A 16,950-nucleotide genomic window follows, 5' to 3' on the forward strand; every position below is an offset into this window, starting at 1 on the left:
GACAGATTTGTGGGCTTGAATAAGCGCATGCCAAAATTAGAAATATCACTCGGGTGAAAGCCAGTTTCCTAAACATGAGTAGTTCAAAAACTGTTGCTAAAGGATGCTCCACTGTTCATTCATTATATTTAAAATCGAAATTATGAATTCTCTTTTTAATCATTTTTATTTCATTGTCAGCGAATATTGTGATTTGGGCAACTACCCTAATCAAAAGGACTACGATCATGACCGCTTATTCAGTTCTTGCCGTCACGCCAACTAACGAAGATTGGATACCAAATTATGTTGGTTCAGTGACAGATATCATCACAAAACACGGTGGAAAATATTTGGCGCGTACGACAAGTCATATCCAAATCGAAGGTGACGATCAATCTGCTGCACTACGTGTTATTCTTGAATGTGTCCGTCGTCAGATAAATTGGAACACGTGAGCTTATAAATTAATGGAGGCTCTGGTTCGTCGTTGATTTGATTATGCCGCTTTTCTGAAGTGTTGCAAGCGGCGCTGATTGATGGTGTTGCGTTTGNGTGTTTTTCTGTCCAGATTGGTGCAAGGCACATCAATGCCTCTGGCTGTCCAATGCTATCAACAGGCATCCGCCCGATCTTGGGGAATGCATAATCGCGCAAGGTGTTAATCCATTGCTGCCCGTGCTTGGGATTTTTCCACGTTGGCAAACGGTCAATATGCACTTGCTGGGCGATTTCTGCGAATGTCGGTATTTCACGTTTGGCATTGAAACGCGGGTTTAACCCCTGCTTTGCCATGCGCCGATATTCCAATGCGCGTTCTCTGGCTTGGTTTAGCGTGACAATATCCGCACCACCCAAACCAAAGTCAGTTCTGAGCGGTGCGCCTGTCCTACCCTTCTGCCCCTTTACGACAACACGAACAATCCAGCGCCGCGCCCCAGAGGCATCAACAACTAGATAAAGCCCATTCCCATCACCGTGGCGACCCTTGCCAAGATTCTCGACCAGCTTCTTTGTTAGCTTTCCAGAAATCGCCATCTCAAATATACCCCATTATGTACCACGCAAGGTAACGATATGAGCATAACTGAACAAAACCTAATAAAAAGCACAACTGTAATATTATTTATATTTTACAGTGAAATACGCCAATGAAAGCGATCAAAACAAACTGTCAAAAATGGGGAAATGGCGGACCGAGGAGGATTCGAACCCCCGACCCCCTGATTCGTAGTCAGGTACTCTATCCAGCTGAGCTATCGGTCCGTGAGGGGGGATTTACGCGGGCTGGCATGGGTTTGCAAGAGGCAAATGCAAGTTTTAACAGGTATTTTATTGAGACACCGCATCGCTCGCGGTCAAATTGAATGCAGCGGCAATCAATGCGCGGGTGTATTCGGTTTTTGGGGCATTGAAAATTTCGCTGCCTGTGCCCGTTTCAACGATATCGCCTTGTTTCATCACCAATACCTTATGACTTAATGCGCGCACAACGCGTAAATCGTGGCTGATGAACAAATAGGCCAAACCGTATTTTTTCTGCAAATCCAACAACAATTCGACAATTTGCACCTGTACGGTCATATCAAGTGCGGATGTCGGTTCATCTAAGACAACAAGTTTTGGTTTTAAAATCATCGCGCGCGCAATGGCGATGCGTTGGCGCTGACCACCTGAAAATTCATGGGGATAGCGATGCGCCATATCGGGGGTTAATCCGACCTCTATCAATATATCTGATACCAGCTTTTCGCGATCCTGCCCTTGTTCCAAACCATGTACGCCCAAACCTTCGGCGATGATTTCACCAACGGTCATGCGTGGTGACAGGCTTCCGAATGGGTCTTGGAACACCATTTGCATATCGCGGCGCAATGGGGTGAGCTGTTTGTTTTTCAAACCCTGCACATCGCGCCCTTGGAACATAATTTCACCGTTTGATGAAATCAGCCGCATCACCGCAAGGGCGAGGGTGGTTTTGCCCGACCCGCTTTCGCCGACCACGCCTAAAGTTTCACCCGCGCGAATGGCAAAGTCGGCGCCGTTCACAGCCTTAACATGGCCCACGGTTTTGCGCAAAAATCCGCGTTTGATCGGGAACCATACGCGCAAATCTTTGGCCGATAAAACCTTTGGCGCATCGTCAACAATGGTTTCGGGTGTACCTGTTGGTTCGGCGTCGAGCAACATTTTGGTATATGGATGTTGCGGGTTATCGAAAATTTCGCCCGTATTGCCAGATTCAACAATCTTGCCATGTTGCATAACACAAACACGATCGGCGATTTTGCGCACCACACCCAGATCATGGGTGATGAACAACATGCCCATGCCCTCGCGTTTTTGAATATCCGCAAGCAGTTCGAGAACCTGTGCTTGTATTGTGACATCGAGCGCCGTTGTTGGTTCATCCGCGATCAACAGATCGGGTTTATTGGCCAGCGCCATCGCGATCATCACGCGTTGACGTTGTCCGCCAGATAATTGATGCGGATAGTCGTTCAATCGGCTTTCAGCATCGCGAATACCAACCTGTTCCAGCAATGCGATAATGCGCGGACGAGCGGCATCGCCGCGCACCCCTTGGTGCAACGCAAGGCTTTCGCCCAATTGTTTTTCAATCACATGCAAGGGGTTTAACGATGTCATCGGCTCTTGAAAAATAAAGCTGATGTCATTGCCGCGCACACGGCGCAACGTGGCGGCATCTGCGCCAATCATTTCGGTGCCACGATATTGCACGCTGCCCGAAACATTCGCGCTGTCGGGTAATAATTTCACCGACGATAACGCGGTGACAGATTTGCCAGACCCGCTTTCGCCCACCAATGCCACGGTTTCACCCGCCGATACATCAAAGCTGATGTTATCAACGGCAGGGGCGTCTTTGTTAAACGCAATGGTCAGGTTTTTGACATCAAGAACTGTGGTCATTTGAATGTCTTTCGTGGATCAAACGCATCGCGCACACCTTCAAAGATGAACACCAATAGCGAGAGCATAATCGCGAATGTGAAAAACGCACTAAAACCAAGCCACGGCGCGTGCAGATTGTTTTTCGCCTGCAATGCCAATTCACCTAATGATGGGTATGATGCAGGCAAACCAAATCCCAGAAAATCAAGCGAGGTCAGCGTACCAATCGCACCTGTCACCAAAAACGGGAGGAATGTTAGTGTCGCCACCATCGCGTTTGGCAACAAATGACGGAACATGATTTTCATGTCTGACACACCCAAGGCACGTGCGGCGCGCACATATTCAAAATTGCGCGCGCGCAAAAATTCTGCACGGATTAATCCCACCAATCCTGTCCAACTGAACAAGGTTATCAGGAACATTAATATCCAAAAATTCATCGTAAAAATCGCCGAGAATATGATGATGATATAAAGTGACGGGGTTGAATCCCAGATTTCCACCAAACGTTGAAAAACCAGATCAACCCAACCACCAAAATATCCCATCACGGCACCTGCAAAAATCCCGATGCATGACGACATGAACACAACCAGCAATCCAAAGATTGTGGATATACGAAACCCGTAAATGATCCGCGCAACAACATCGCGGGTTTGATCATCCGTGCCCAACCAATGTTTTGAATCGGGCGCGGATGGTGCGGTGGCGACATCATAATTGATGGTGTTAAAACTGTAAGGAATGGGTGGATTTAAAATCCAGCCTTTGTCGATTTTTTGACCGTCCACAATCCCATCGTCGGCATCGGCATAGATGCCTTCTGGATCATCCAAACAGGATTCCAACCCACCAGATCGGATCAGGCATTGCACCTCTGGTGCGGGGTATTCGGCCTCTGATTCAAATTCGCCGCCGAAATCAGTTTCGGAATAAAATTTGAATGCTGGCGTGTATAAATCACCCTTGTAAGATACCAATAATGGTTTGTCGTTAGCTACCATTTCAGCAAACAAACAGATGATGAAAATTACCGAAAAAATCCACAATGACCAAAATGCGCGGCGGTTTGATTTGAAATTGTTCCAGCGGCGTTTGGCGATGGGTGATTTGAAAATACGGCTCATGTGTTGCGGCTCTCAAAATCAATACGCGGATCAATCCAGACATAGGTTAAATCCGAAATCAGCCGCACCAATAACCCGATCATCCCAAACAGGTACAGCGTGCCAAATAACACAGGATAATCGCGATCAACCGCGGCCTCGAACCCCAAACGGCCCAAGCCATCCAGCGAAAACACCAATTCGATCAACAGAGATGAGCCAAAGAAAATGCCGATGAATGCGCCAGGGAACCCCGCAATCACAATCAACATCGCGTTGCGGAAAATATGGCCATAAAACACCTTGTTTTCCGACAGCCCCTTGGCACGTGCAGTCATGACGTAAAGCTTGTTTATTTCATCCAGAAACGAGTTTTTGGTCAACAATGTGAGCGTGGCAAATGCCGAAATTGATGCGGCCGTCACGGGCAAAACGATATGCCAGAGGTAATCTTTTACCTTGGCGAACCAGCTCAGGTCGGCAAAACCTTCGGATGTTAATCCGCGCAATGGGAAAATCTGCCAGTACGAACCACCTGCGAATAACACCAGCAATAAAATCGCGAACAGAAAACTGGGGATCGCATAGGCGAAAATGATGATGCTTGATGTCCATGTATCAAAACGCGACCCTTCGCGGACAGCCTTTTTGATGCCAAGCGGGATGGATATCAAATAGGCAAGCAAAGTGGACCAAAGCCCAAGCGTGATCGACACAGGCATTTTTTCCAAGATCAGATCAATCACGCTGATGGATCGAAAATAGCTTTCGCCAAAATCAAAGCGTAAATAATTCCCCATCATCAGGAAAAACCGTTGCAATGGTGGTTTGTCGAACCCGAATTGCTTTTCCAAATCTTCGACAAATCCATCGGGCAGACCACGCGCACCTTGGTATCCGCCTTCGCCTTGGCCACCCGATACCTCGCCGCCGCCACCGCTGATGCGATCGGATGCGCTGGATTCTTGTTCCAATTGGCTCAGGATGCGTTCCACAGGGCCGCCGGGCAAAAATTGCACCAGCGTAAAGTTGATTACCATAATCCCAATCAATGTCGGGATCATCAGCAATAACCTGCGTAATATATAAGCGCCCATATCTGTTCTCTGCTGGCGGTTTAGGGTGCTATTTTATTGCACCTGCCGCTTGTAGTTTTTTGTATTTCTCAGCGTTGTACCACCAGAAATCCATTTCGCCCAGAGAATAGGGCGGTAAATTTTCGGGGTGGTCGTAAATATCAAGATATGCGACGAAATATTGCCCGCTGTAAAATTGCGGTACCCAGATGTGCATGGCGCGCAACGCACGATCCAATGCTTTGACAGCAACGGTAAGATCATCACGTGTTTTGGCCTGTTCAACCTTTTCGATGATCGCATCAATTGCGGGGTTGGACAGACCTGTGCGATTGGCCGAACCTTCGGAATCCGCGGTGGCCGATCCAAAAATTTGGCGCAGCTCAATGCCTGGTGACAATGACATCGCATAACGCACGGTGGTGATATCATAGTCAAAAATCTTTTCACGTTCTGCACCTTGTGCGGCGTCAACGGAATCCATTGATGCCTGAATGCCCAGACGTTTCAGATTGGCGATGAACGGATTGGTGATGCGTTCGGATGATGGTGAATCGTTTAAAAAGTTCACGGTCAAATATTCGCCAGCTTCGTTTTGACGAACGCCATCTTTAATTTTCCAACCTGCGTCATCCAACAGTTTCCCCGCACGACGCACGGCGGATCGGTCAACTTGGCTTGGCTTGGATACGGGTGGGGTAAACGCATCTTCGGTGAAAACGGATTCTGGTAATTCATCGCGGTAAGGTTCCAAAATGGCTAGCTCTTCGGGGGTGATGGGACCCGATGCCTGCATATTGGAATTTTCCCAAAAACTGTCAGTGCGATTATACAGCCCGTAAAACAGCGTTTTGTTTGACCATTCAAAATTGAACATCAAACCAATCGCTTCACGCACCCGCGGGTCTTGGAATTTTTCGCGTCGCAGATTGAAAAAATACCCCTGCGTCCCCGTAGGATTGCCATCGGGTAGGGTTTCGGATTTTACCCATCCTTTTTCAAGCGATGGAAAATCATATGATGTTGCCCAAAGCTTGGACAAATATTCTTGGCGATAATGATATGCGCCACCTTTGAACGCTTCGAATGCGGCGGTGTAATCAGTGAAATATTCGATCTGAATTTTTTCAAAATTCTCGCGCCCGATATTCACGTTCAAATCCTTGCCCCAATAATCATCGCGACGTTTGAATGTGATGCTTTTACCTGGCACTACCTTGTCGATGACATACCGACCAGATGCCAGCGGGGGTTCAAGCGTGCTTTCGCTAAAGTCGCGATCTTCGTAATAGGCTTTGGAAAAAATTGGGAGCCCTGCGGCGGTTTGGGGTAATTCGCGAGTGTTGGAACCTTCTTTGAAGGTGAACTTAACTTTTAATGTGTCCAAGGCCTCGACCGTTTCAAAATCGCTAAACACGGCCTTAAAACTGGGGCGGCCTTTTTCGTATAAGACGTTATAGGAAAATACGACGTCCTCTGCCGTGACGGGCGATCCATCGGAGAAACGTGCCTCTGGTCGGATGTTGAAAATCGCCCATTGGCGGCTTTCAGGGTATTCGATGGTTTCGGCCAACAGACCATACATCGCATCGGGTTCATCCGCGCCACCCGTCATCAAAGATTCATACGGGGCAGATGCGAGCGTTGCTGCCTGACCTTTTAGAATATAGGGGGTGACGCTGTTGAATGTGCCAAATCCCCATGTGGAAAAGGTGCCCCCGATGGGCGCATCTGGATTCACATAATCGAAATGTGCGAAGCCTGCGTCGTATTTCAATTCACCAAATGTGGAAATACCGTGGGATTTGATAATCGTTTCGGCCGATACGCTGATTGCGCCAACGCTTATGCTTATCACTACGCCACAGATTGATTTCGATAATAAATTCACCCTGATACTCCCGTTTATTCTGCGGTGCAGAGTATCGGGCAAAATTGATCAACTGCAATACGCGTTTATGTCAAATCGCGTAAATTTAACGTTAGAATCAAAAAAGCCGCCCAAATAGGCGGCTTTTCGTCGAAATCTTGGGCAAATTATTTGATTGTTGCCAGATAGGCGATCAGGTTTGCGCGATCTGTTGCTTTCTTAAGGCCTGCAAAAGACATCTTTGTACCTGATGCGTATTTTTTCGGATTTTCAAGGAAGCCATCCAACGCAGCCGCGTCCCAGTTTCCACCCAAACCAGTGATTGCACCAGAATATGCGAAACCATCGACATTACCTTTGGGGCGATCAACGATGTTAAACAAATGTGGGCCAGTGCCGTTCGCACCGTCGTCCAATTTGTGACATGCCTTACATTTTGCAAAAACTTTGCCGCCGCGATCAACGTCCGCTGCTGCCAGCAATTCGTCCAATGATGGACCTTCTGATGCGTTTGCTGCACCAGCGCCAGCATCTTCTGGCTGATAAATATCAGCAGGTGCCATTGCCACTTCTTCGCCGTGGCTGTCGCCGTGATCGTCTGAACCAACGTGATAAATAATTTCACCAGCCCAATTGATCATCAGATAAATCAGTAATGCGCCGCACAGACCGCCGACGATTTTTGTTGTTTCCATTGTGTCCATGGCTTTGCTCACTTTAGCTATTGCATGTTTTCGAATCTTCGCCACCTTCTAGCCTCTTCCCATAGGGCGTTGCAAGCTGTAGAACCGCGACCAATCGCCCTGATTGCAAAGGTAGCCAAAATGACGCGTGAAAATCTGACAATCGCATTCCAAGGTGCGCTGGGCGCATATTCGCACCAAGCCTGCGCCGAAGCGTACCCAGATGCAGATGTTATTCCGTTTCACTCGTTTGAGGATGCATTGAATGCGGTCAAGGATGGCGACGCCGATTTGGCGATGATGCCCGTGCAAAATTCGACCTATGGGCGTGTGCCCGATATTCACCGCCTGTTGCCCCAATCGGGGTTAAAAATTATCGGCGAACATTACGTGCGTGTGCGCATCAGCTTGATGGCGCAAAAGGGCGTCAAGCTGGAACAGGTGAAAACCGCGCTCAGCCATCCTGTATTGCTTGGGCAATGTGCTACATTTTTAAATGAACACGGTATTAAACCGATCAAGGGTGGCGACACTGCAGGGTCGGCCAAAGACGTTTCAAAATCAGATGATCCATCGCAAGGGGCACTTGCATCCGAATTTGCGGCCAAACTTTATGGTTTGGATGTGCTGGCCAAAGACATCGAAGATGCGTCAAACAACACTACGCGGTTTTTGATCGTATCGCGCGATTATGCGCGCCCTGCATTGAATGGCGAGGAAATGAAAACCACATTTGTATTTCGCGTGCGCAACATCCCCGCTGCATTATACAAGGCGATGGGAGGATTTGCGACCAATGGTGTGAATATGGTGAAGCTGGAATCCGCGATGGTTGATGGTTCGTTCACTGCAACACAGTTTTACGCCGATATCATTGGTCACCCCGATGAACCCGCAGTTGCACGCGCATTGGAAGAGCTGGGATATTTTACCACGCATTTGGAAATTCTGGGCGTTTATAAATCAAAACACCCGGGCTAGGGCGCGCCAAATCACCCTGATCAATCGGCGCGATGCCTGCGTTCACCAATCACGCGGATGCGTGTTTTTCTTCGATTGTGGTACAGAAATCTTTCATCCGCGATGAAATGCGTTTTTCAATCGTCTTTTGCGCCAGCTTGACCGATTGCAACATTAGCCGTGCTGATATGTTTTTGGCGGTGGGTGCGATGGTGATTTTCACTTTGGTGCGGGCGGGTCCATCGGGTGTAAAATTGATATCGATCTGTGAATCGAGTGCCTTGCTTTCGCAACGAAAACCCGTGGATTTTTGTGGGATGAATTGTGTCACCGCAATATCAACATCGCGTTGTTTTCCACGAATGCGCCCTGACAAATGCCACGAAATGCCCGTCTGAATATCCACCATCGCATCCGTGCGTTCAATGTTCAGCCCTCGCGATAACGCGACACTTTCAAACCAAACGAAATTTGTGAATTCTTGGAACACCAAATCAATTGGTGCCTGTACGGTGCGTTTCGTTTTTAATTCCATCAAATTGCCCTAATTCAAATATGTGATGTAACAGTTAATCATTCCAGCGTGTCTTTTAACCAGTTCTCTAGCAAAAATGCGGCAATCGCGCCTTTTCTTGCAGGTTTAAGGCCAATATCCTTGCCGGCATAGGCCGCAAGCACCGTTTCGCGCGAAACCCATTTGGCAGATTCGATTTCCACGGGGTCGATAGTGATGTCGCGGCTGGTGGCAACACCATGACAGCCGATCATCAATGATGACGGAAACGCCCAAGGTTGGCTGGCCAGATAGCTTACGTCGCCAACGCTTACATTTGTTTCCTCTAATGTTTCGCGCCGAACAGCGGCCTCGATGGTTTCGCCCGGTTCCATGAAACCAGCCAGACAGGAATACATGCCCTCGGGCCAGTTGGGTGCACGCCCCAACAATGTATCATTTCCATGGGTGATTAACATGATGACAACGGGGTCAGTACGCGGGAATTGGGGGTGCTTGCAGTCAATGCAATCCGCGCGCCACCCGCCAGCGCTAAATGTATTTTTGCCACCACAACGGGGGCAAAATTTATGTCCTTGTTGCCACGCAAACAATCCACGCTTGGTGGCGGCCAATTCGGCATCGCGCGGGGTTAACATCGCCATGGCACCGCGCAATTCACAGAACAATTGATGTTCTGGAAAATCGGGATGATGGTTTTGGGATTGATCCAAAAACGCTTTCATTTCATCGGCATCCAGATTGGGGTCTTGCCAATGTGAAATATCAATCGCAAACAACGGTGATTTTTCCGCCACGCCCAAAAACAGCGCGGTTTTTTGGTGTTCGCGTACAATCGGATGCGCACCATCCAAATAAACCAAGCTGTGATCGCGGGTGTCGATCAACGGTTTTCCGCGCCAAATCAACGTAAACCGCGCCGATGTTTCAAGCACCATATTTGCGCTGTCATCACGCATATGGGCTGCTCGATCAAAACCCGATCCGCCAAATGTCACTGTCTCTGCATGTTTCATGCTTGCCTTTTGCCACGCAAAAATAACAAGTGCAATCGCGCCCTTGATGCCGCGCAAGACTTTCATTATATGACGAGTCGAGAGGTTGGCGCGGGTGAACGCCTCGCCAACCCGGTCAGATCCGGAAGGAAGCAGCCGCAACGAGCCCCGTTTGGGTCGCTGTCCAGCCTCTCACTTTTATTCTGAATGCGTGCGGTTTTTTGAAAAAGTTCATTTCATTTGTTTTTGGCATCGTCTGCGCCGCAGTTATATTTTTCTGCATCTATTTGTTTGCGGAAATTGGTGTGCAGCGGTTTTTGTTTCATCCAACCCCCGTTCCTATCGGCTCTACCAGCACTGCCAAAACCACCACCGATCAAACCGATGGGTTTGTCACAGGGCGATTTTTCTATGACCAGCGGGGCGATTTAACCCCCAAAGCACCCAGCAACGGCGCATATAACCCGCGTATTTTCGGCGATCAGCGGTTTTCAACAACCTTTGATGGAAAATCACGGGTATGGCGCGGGTTTGGCAAACGATCAGACACGCCAAAGCCTGCGATATTGTTGTTGCACGGTGCCAAACGCACGGGCGTGTCGATGTTGGACATGTGGCAAGGCGTATCGCGGCTCAATGATGTGGTGCTTATCGCCCCCGATTCATTTGGTGCCAGTTGGTCTCGCGAATATGACACCGAAGAATTTTTTGCACATGTTTTGGAGGAAGCGGATGAAAAATACGGGATCGATCCTGACCGTATTTATCTATTCGGCCATTCAGCGGGTGCAATACATGCCCAAGAAATTGCCAATGGTGGCACGTTGAAATGGGCGGGCGTGGGCGCACATGCGGGCACGCCTTACTGGCGAAATTTCACACCGCGCACCGATGCGGCACCCGTGCAAATATTCCTTGGATCACGTGATCATAATTTCCCGATGGGACAGGCATTGGCATCCGCACAAAAGCTCGCCGAAAATGGGCATGATGTCTATTTTACCGAAATCCCCAATCATACGCATTGGTATTACATCATCGGCCATAAGATTAGCGAAGAGACGTGGAAATTTTTCCAAACCCACACGGGCGATTAATCCAAAGCGGATAAAACTTGGCCCAAATCGCAGGTTATCCCAAACTGTTCCTTGCCGTGACCGTGCCAAGGCTTTACGTTTGATTGTGAACTTTTAACGCATCGGACCTCATGTCAAACGAATCTGTCGAAAATCAAACTGCTTATCAAGTGCTCGCGCGCAAATATCGCCCTGCCACGTTCAAAGATTTGATTGGACAAGATGCGATGGTGCGCACGCTGAAAAATGCGTTTGAATCCGATCGTATCGCCCATGCATTCGTGATGACGGGTGTGCGCGGGGTGGGCAAAACCACCACGGCGCGGATTATCGCCAAAGGGATGAATTGCATCGGTCCCGATGGCAACGGCGGCCCCACAATTTCACCCTGTGATCAATGTGAACCCTGCAAGGCGATTGCCGAAGGGCGCCATGTTGACGTGATGGAAATGGACGCCGCCAGCCGCACAGGTGTGGGCGACATTCGCGAAATCATCGACAGCGTGCATTACCGCGCTGCATCCGCACGTTACAAGATTTACATCATCGACGAGGTGCACATGTTATCGACCAGCGCGTTTAACGCGTTGCTCAAAACGCTGGAAGAACCGCCAGAACATGTGAAATTCATCTTTGCCACCACCGAAATTCGCAAAATTCCCGTGACCGTGCTGTCACGTTGTCAGCGTTTCGATCTGCGCCGGATCGAACCAGAAGTGATGATGTCACATTTGCGCAAAATTGCCGATCAAGAAACCGCGCAAATCGCCGAAGACGCACTGGCATTAATCACACGAAGCGCCGAAGGTTCGGTGCGTGATGCGCTATCCTTGCTTGATCAGGCCATCGCGCATGGTGCGGGTGAAACCACCGCCATGCAGGTGCGTGCGATGCTGGGTTTGGCCGATCGCGGGCGCGTGCTTGATCTGTTTGATTTTATTATGCAGGGCGATGCGGCGGGTGCTTTAACCGAATTATCTGGTCAATACGCCGAGGGCGCCGATCCAATGGCGGTGTTGCGCGATTTGGCGGAAATCACACATTGGGTATCAGTCATCAAAATTTCACCAGAGGCCGCGGATGATCCCACGGTTGCCCCTGATGAACGCGAACGGGGCAAAGCGGCGGCAACGGATTTGCCGATGCGCGCATTGACCCGCATGTGGCAAATGCTGCTGAAAGCGCTGGAAGAGGTTGGTAATGCACCAAATGCGATGATGGCCGCCGAAATGGCAATTATCCGATTAACCCATGTCGCCGATTTGCCCAGCCCCGAAGAGTTGATCCGTAAATTACAAGACGGCCCACAACCTACGCCGCCAACGGGTGGCGGCGCACCTGCACCAAACGGTGGGGGTGATGTGAATATGGGTGCAGCGGGCAGCGTATCGGGTGCGACTGCGGGTACAACCATGATCGCAGGCAGCAATGCCGCTGTCGCCGTTGCCCAACCCGAAGAGGCATTGGCACGATATGCGCGGTTTGACCAAGTGGTCGAATTGATCCGTGCACGGCGTGATATGCGATTGTTGGTCGAGGTTGAAACCTATTTCCGCCTTGCCAGCTACAAACCAGGGCGCATTGAATTTCAACCGACGGACGAGGCGCCAAATGATCTGGCGCAACGTCTGGGGCAACGTTTGCAAACGTGGACAGGTGCGCGTTGGGGTGTAACACTGGTGAATGATGGTGGTGGTGCCACAATCAACGAATTGCGCCTTGAAGAACGCGATAATTTACAGGCAGAGGCCGAAGAACATCCCTTGGTCAAGGCCGCGCTCAGCACCTTTGAAGGTGCCGAAATACTAGAGGTACGCAAACCCGAAGATATCGACAGCGACGAATTTTTGGAAGAAATCCCAGAGGTTGACGATGATTGGGACCCGTTCGAGGATGACTAACCCATCACACGGGATGACTGGCATTTTGGACAATCTAATGCTACATATTAATCAAACACAAACGACGGAGAATTGTGATGCTTAAAGGCATGGGCGATATGGCCAAGTTGATGAAACAGGCCAAAGATATGCAATCCAAAATGGAAGATGCACAAAGCAAGCTGAACGACATAGAGGTCGAAGGCGAAGCAGGTGCTGGCATGGTCAAGGTGCGCGTTTCCGCCAAAGGCGAATTGCGTGGATTGGACATTGATCCATCCATTTTTAATGCGGATGATAAAGAGGTGGTCGAAGATTTGATCATCGCCGCTGTCAAAGACGGCCAAACCAAAGCCGCGGCAAAACAAGCCGAAGAAATGGGCAAAGTCACCGAAGGTTTGAACCTGCCTGCGGGAATGAAGCTCCCGTTTTAGGGTGTTCGGATCGCACGCGTGAACAGCAACAACAAAGACATCGATATTCTGATTCAATTGATGGCCAAGCTCCCAGGGCTTGGCCCGCGTTCGGCACGCCGTGCGGTTCTGCATCTGATTAAAAAGCGCGATATATTGTTATCACCCTTGGCCGACAGCCTGTTCACCGTGGCGCAAACTGCGCGCGAATGTGTGACCTGTGGCAATATCGGAACGATGGATCAATGCGATGTGTGTTCTGACCTGCGCCGCGCCATTGGTCAGATTTGCGTGGTCGAAGACGTGTCTGATCTCTGGGCGATGGAACGCGCGGCTGTGTTCAAGGGGCGCTATCATGTGTTGGGCGGTGTATTATCCGCGCTTGATGGTGTTGGCCCCGAAGAATTGCGCATTCCCAATCTGGTGTCGCGTGTTGGCGATGAAAACATTACCGAAGTGATCCTTGCGTTGAACGCCACTGTCGATGGCCAGACCACGGCGCATTACATCGCCGATCAATTGGAAGATCTGGGTGTCAGCGTCACATCATTGGCCCAAGGTGTGCCCATTGGTGGCGAATTGGATTATCTGGACGATGGTACAATCACAGCGGCGCTAAATGCGCGAAAGGCTGTTTAGGGTTTGGTGCGCATCGCTTTGCGTTCGCGCTGTGTGATGTAAAACGTTGATACAATGATCACCGTTGCACCGATCAGGGTGAATCGATCTGGTGTTTCATCAAACATCAAATATCCCGCAATCCCCAAAATCACCAAACGCAGATATGCAAACGGTGCCACCACCGCCGCATCGCCATAACGATATGTCAAAATATCCGCAAATTGGCGCACGATGCCGAGCAACACCAACGCAATCACCCACGCCCAAGTCGCCGTTTGTGATGGTAGTGCTGGATCGGACCAGACAAAGGGAACCGTCACAATTACGGTCATCACATTGGCAGAGAAAAACGTTGAAAACGGGCCATCCGCATCGGCCAATCCCCGCGACATCACCAAGACACCCGCAAACATAAGCGAACTGACCAAGGCGGCGATCATGCCGCTGTTTAATTCTACACCGGGGCGCAAAATGATGATCGCCCCCAAAAAGCCAAGCGCAATGGCGATGATGCGTCGCGGGCCAATTTGTTCTTTGAAAAACAAAACGCTTAAGACAGTTGCAAAAATCGGGGCAGTAAAAAACAGAACTGATACCGTTGCCAGATCAATTTGGGTGATGGAATAAAATCCGAGCAATGTGGAAAACCCAACCAAGATGCCGCGCAACACATGACGCCAAGGTTGCGAAAACCGCAATTGTTTGCGCAGGCTTGGCAATAAACACATCGCAATGATTGCCAACATCACCGTGATGGAAAACCGCGCCATGGCGATCATGTTGCTGTCCATTTCGGCAGCGGCACCACGAATGGCGATGGTCATGGCACTTGCGGTGATAACGGCGATCAACGCCCAGACCATGCCTCGGAAATTGTCGTGAACAGCTGGGGTGGGCATTTCGAATCCTTTGATATTACGCGGCACGCTAACCAGCGCGACAATAAGTTGCAATGCACCTTGCCCACTGGCATCATCGCATAACTTTCGCTAAAGCAACGCCATGACAGATATTTTTGACACCCGCAAAACCCGTGCAAGCGATTGGTTCAAAACACTTCGCGATGATATTTGCACCGCGTTCGAAACGCTTGAGGATACGCAAACCACAGGCCCGCATGCGCACCTGCCCGCTGGGCGGTTTGAGCGCACAAAAACCATGCGCGATGGTGGCGCTGGTGGGGGCGGTGAAATGTCGGTGATGCGTGGTGGGCGTGTGTTTGAAAAGGTGGGTGTGAACATTTCCACCGTGCATGGCACCCTGTCACCCGTGGCGCAAAAATCCATGGCGGCGCGCAAGGATCTTGATTTTGGCGATGATCATCGGTTTTGGGCATCGGGCATTTCGTTGGTCGCCCATATGAACAGTCCCAAATGCCCCGCCGTTCACATGAACACGCGCATGTTTTGGACACCCCATGCCGCATGGTTTGGCGGGGGTTCTGATCTGAACCCAATGATCGAAGTCCCAGAGGACACAGCGTTTTTCCACGATGTGCAAAAACAGGCCTGTGATAAACACGACCCCGCATATTACCCACGGTTCAAAGAATGGGCCGATGAATATTTCATGATCAAACATTGGAATGAACCCCGCGGCGTTGGCGGCATATTTTTTGACGATCTCGACACGGGCGATTGGGATGCTGATTTTGCGTTTACACAGGACGCAGGCCGCGCATTTTTAAACGCATTCCTGCCCATCACTGAAAAACGCCGCACAGAAGCGTGGACAGATGAAGATCGAGAAATTCAATTGCGCAAGCGCGGGCGATATGCGGAATTTAATCTGGTCTATGATCGTGGCACACATTTTGGATTGCAAAGCGGACATGACCCAAGTGCGGTGTTAATGAGCCTGCCACCCGTGGCGAAATGGTATTGACCACCACACCAAAGCCAGCGTTTGAATTTGCCCTGTTGGGCGTGTTGGCGTTGTTATGGGGATCATCCTATCTATTCTTAAAAATCGCGGTCACCGAAATTCCGCCCATCACATTGATTGCCTGTCGCGTTTCCATCGCGGCGGTGTTTTTGATGGGCGTCATGGCGTGGCGGCGCGATCAATTCCCGCGCGATGCGCAATCATGGCGCAAATTGTTCATTCAATCCTTTTTCAACAGCTTTGGCGCATGGGTGATTTTGGCATGGGGACAGCAATTCGTTGATAGCGGATTGGCAAGTGTCCTTAATTCCACATCACCGATATTCGTGTTTTTCATAACCCTGTTTATCACGCGCCACGAACCAACCAATCCGTTGCGATTTATCGGCGCGGTGCTTGGCCTGTTTGGTGTGGTGTTGATTATCGGGGTCGATGTTTTAGCAGGGCTTGGCCAACAGGTGGCGGGGCAACTGGCGGCGCTGATGGGTGCGTTCCTTTATGGGATTGCGGCGATCTATGGCAAACGTTTGTCGCATTTATCCGCACCTGTGACAGCAACATGTACCATGATCTGGGCGGTGGTGGTGTTATGGCCACTGGCATTTGTTTTGGAAAACCCAACAGAGCTGCGCCCAACTGCACAAGCGATTGGTGCCACATTGATGTTATCGGTGTTTTGCACAGGCTTTGCGTTACTGATTTATTTTCGCCTGCTGAAAACCCTTGGGTCGATGGGGGTCGCCAGCCAAGCATATTTACGCGCGGGCGTTGGCGTCATGCTCGGCGTTATTTTTCTGGGCGAGACGATCACACCGATGGTGGGTGTTGGTCTGATCCTTGTGTTGCTGGGGATCATTGCGATTAACATGCGCCCCAGACAGCGAACGCAACTGTAACGCAATCGCAATCCATTTCTGGCAATATCCTAAGCGTCGACAAAACGTGGTTTTGGCGCGGTGTAACGCCCGCGTCTT

Annotated in this window: 17 protein-coding genes, 1 tRNA gene and 1 other RNA gene; 9 read left to right on the plus strand and 10 right to left on the minus strand. The window is 50.0% G+C overall.

What is annotated here, in order from left to right; genetic code table 11:
• Positions 1–227 precede the first annotated feature (227 nt).
• On the plus strand, positions 228–437 hold the full coding sequence (locus IE094_RS03315; protein WP_189639123.1) for a DUF1330 domain-containing protein: 210 nt from the start codon (positions 228–230) through the stop codon (positions 435–437).
• Here the strand turns inward: IE094_RS03315 and IE094_RS03320 are convergent.
• The 7 genes from IE094_RS03320 to IE094_RS03350 form a co-directional block, all read right to left on the minus strand.
• Positions 394–1,017 carry a tyrosine-type recombinase/integrase gene (locus IE094_RS03320; RefSeq protein ID WP_229802001.1) on the minus strand — a complete coding sequence of 208 codons (624 nt, stop codon included), beginning with the start codon at positions 1,015–1,017 and terminating at the stop codon, positions 394–396. The genes IE094_RS03315 and IE094_RS03320 overlap by 44 nt on opposite strands.
• Before the next feature lie 151 nt (positions 1,018–1,168).
• Positions 1,169–1,245 (minus strand) — tRNA-Arg (locus IE094_RS03325).
• 66 nt (positions 1,246–1,311) lie between these two features.
• Complete coding sequence (locus IE094_RS03330) at positions 1,312–2,913, minus strand: ABC transporter ATP-binding protein (protein ID WP_189639124.1); 1,602 nt, start codon at positions 2,911–2,913, stop codon at positions 1,312–1,314.
• The gene (locus IE094_RS03335) at positions 2,910–4,025 is read right to left on the minus strand and encodes an ABC transporter permease (protein ID WP_373295850.1); all 1,116 of its coding nucleotides are present in this window, start codon (positions 4,023–4,025) and stop codon (positions 2,910–2,912) included. Before IE094_RS03335 ends, IE094_RS03330 begins: the two co-directional genes overlap by 4 nt.
• Complete coding sequence (locus tag IE094_RS03340) at positions 4,022–5,101, minus strand: microcin C ABC transporter permease YejB (protein WP_189639125.1); 1,080 nt, start codon at positions 5,099–5,101, stop codon at positions 4,022–4,024. The genes IE094_RS03335 and IE094_RS03340 overlap by 4 nt, the downstream gene beginning before the upstream one ends.
• A gap of 28 nt (positions 5,102–5,129) precedes the next feature.
• Positions 5,130–6,971 carry an extracellular solute-binding protein gene (locus tag IE094_RS03345; RefSeq protein WP_229802003.1) on the minus strand — a complete coding sequence of 614 codons (1,842 nt, stop codon included), beginning with the start codon at positions 6,969–6,971 and terminating at the stop codon, positions 5,130–5,132.
• Between the two features lie 146 nt (positions 6,972–7,117).
• Positions 7,118–7,645 carry a c-type cytochrome gene (locus IE094_RS03350; RefSeq protein WP_308429190.1) on the minus strand — a complete coding sequence of 176 codons (528 nt, stop codon included), beginning with the start codon at positions 7,643–7,645 and terminating at the stop codon, positions 7,118–7,120.
• Positions 7,646–7,774: 129 nt separating this feature from the next.
• Here IE094_RS03350 and IE094_RS03355 point away from each other — a divergent pair, with 129 nt between their 5' ends.
• Positions 7,775–8,614, plus strand: a complete 840-nt coding sequence (locus IE094_RS03355) for a prephenate dehydratase (protein ID WP_189639127.1) — start codon at positions 7,775–7,777, stop codon at positions 8,612–8,614.
• A gap of 49 nt (positions 8,615–8,663) precedes the next feature.
• Here the strand turns inward: IE094_RS03355 and IE094_RS03360 are convergent, their stop codons facing one another.
• Positions 8,664–9,128: an SRPBCC family protein gene (locus tag IE094_RS03360; RefSeq protein WP_189639128.1), complete on the minus strand. Its 465-nt coding sequence runs from the start codon at positions 9,126–9,128 to the stop codon at positions 8,664–8,666.
• A gap of 38 nt (positions 9,129–9,166) precedes the next feature.
• Complete coding sequence (gene nudC, locus IE094_RS03365; RefSeq protein ID WP_189639129.1) at positions 9,167–10,123, minus strand: NAD(+) diphosphatase; 957 nt, start codon at positions 10,121–10,123, stop codon at positions 9,167–9,169.
• A 79-nt stretch (positions 10,124–10,202) separates the two neighbouring features.
• Between nudC and ffs the strand changes: the two genes are divergently transcribed.
• The 5 genes from ffs to recR all read left to right on the plus strand — a co-directional run bounded on the left by ffs (position 10,203) and on the right by recR (position 14,110).
• Positions 10,203–10,299: signal recognition particle sRNA small type (ffs, locus tag IE094_RS03370), an RNA gene on the plus strand.
• Between the two features lie 108 nt (positions 10,300–10,407).
• Entirely contained in the window at positions 10,408–11,199 is a 792-nt protein-coding gene (locus tag IE094_RS03375; protein WP_229802004.1) for an alpha/beta hydrolase, read from the plus strand.
• Between the two features lie 110 nt (positions 11,200–11,309).
• Positions 11,310–13,079, plus strand: coding sequence for a DNA polymerase III subunit gamma/tau (locus IE094_RS03380; RefSeq protein WP_189639131.1), 1,770 nt, complete (start codon positions 11,310–11,312; stop codon positions 13,077–13,079).
• Between the two features lie 77 nt (positions 13,080–13,156).
• Complete coding sequence (locus IE094_RS03385; RefSeq protein ID WP_189639132.1) at positions 13,157–13,492, plus strand: YbaB/EbfC family nucleoid-associated protein; 336 nt, start codon at positions 13,157–13,159, stop codon at positions 13,490–13,492.
• An 18-nt stretch (positions 13,493–13,510) separates the two neighbouring features.
• On the plus strand, positions 13,511–14,110 hold the full coding sequence (gene recR, locus IE094_RS03390) for a recombination mediator RecR (protein WP_189639133.1): 600 nt from the start codon (positions 13,511–13,513) through the stop codon (positions 14,108–14,110).
• Here recR and IE094_RS03395 read toward each other — a convergent pair.
• Entirely contained in the window at positions 14,107–14,991 is an 885-nt protein-coding gene (locus IE094_RS03395; protein ID WP_189639134.1) for a DMT family transporter, read from the minus strand. The genes recR and IE094_RS03395 overlap by 4 nt on opposite strands.
• A 103-nt stretch (positions 14,992–15,094) precedes the next feature.
• Here IE094_RS03395 and hemF point away from each other — a divergent pair, with 103 nt between their 5' ends.
• Both hemF and IE094_RS03405 read left to right on the plus strand, forming a co-directional pair.
• The gene (gene hemF, locus IE094_RS03400) at positions 15,095–15,976 is read left to right on the plus strand and encodes an oxygen-dependent coproporphyrinogen oxidase (RefSeq protein ID WP_189639135.1); all 882 of its coding nucleotides are present in this window, start codon (positions 15,095–15,097) and stop codon (positions 15,974–15,976) included.
• Entirely contained in the window at positions 15,973–16,872 is a 900-nt protein-coding gene (locus IE094_RS03405) for a DMT family transporter (RefSeq protein WP_229802005.1), read from the plus strand. The genes hemF and IE094_RS03405 overlap by 4 nt, the downstream gene beginning before the upstream one ends.
• The last annotated feature ends 78 nt before the right edge of the window (positions 16,873–16,950 follow it).

The sequence above is a fragment of the Paramylibacter ulvae genome (assembly GCF_014652655.1).
Lineage (GTDB): Bacteria > Pseudomonadota > Alphaproteobacteria > Rhodobacterales > Rhodobacteraceae > Amylibacter > Amylibacter ulvae.

Bases quoted from the DNA above. Each gene is read 5' to 3' on its own strand.
- IE094_RS03315 (WP_189639123.1), top strand. From the start codon at position 228: ATGACCGCTTATTCAGTTCTTGCCGTCACGCCAACTAACGAAGATTGG.
- IE094_RS03330 (WP_189639124.1), bottom strand. From the start codon at position 2,913: ATGACCACAGTTCTTGATGTCAAAAACCTGACCATTGCGTTTAACAAA.
- IE094_RS03335 (WP_373295850.1), bottom strand. From the start codon at position 4,025: ATGAGCCGTATTTTCAAATCACCCATCGCCAAACGCCGCTGGAACAAT.
- IE094_RS03340 (WP_189639125.1), bottom strand. From the start codon at position 5,101: ATGGGCGCTTATATATTACGCAGGTTATTGCTGATGATCCCGACATTG.
- IE094_RS03350 (WP_308429190.1), bottom strand. From the start codon at position 7,645: ATGGAAACAACAAAAATCGTCGGCGGTCTGTGCGGCGCATTACTGATT.
- IE094_RS03355 (WP_189639127.1), top strand. From the start codon at position 7,775: ATGACGCGTGAAAATCTGACAATCGCATTCCAAGGTGCGCTGGGCGCA.
- IE094_RS03360 (WP_189639128.1), bottom strand. From the start codon at position 9,128: ATGGAATTAAAAACGAAACGCACCGTACAGGCACCAATTGATTTGGTG.
- nudC (WP_189639129.1), bottom strand. From the start codon at position 10,123: ATGAAACATGCAGAGACAGTGACATTTGGCGGATCGGGTTTTGATCGA.
- IE094_RS03380 (WP_189639131.1), top strand. From the start codon at position 11,310: ATGTCAAACGAATCTGTCGAAAATCAAACTGCTTATCAAGTGCTCGCG.
- IE094_RS03385 (WP_189639132.1), top strand. From the start codon at position 13,157: ATGCTTAAAGGCATGGGCGATATGGCCAAGTTGATGAAACAGGCCAAA.
- IE094_RS03395 (WP_189639134.1), bottom strand. From the start codon at position 14,991: ATGCCCACCCCAGCTGTTCACGACAATTTCCGAGGCATGGTCTGGGCG.
- hemF (WP_189639135.1), top strand. From the start codon at position 15,095: ATGACAGATATTTTTGACACCCGCAAAACCCGTGCAAGCGATTGGTTC.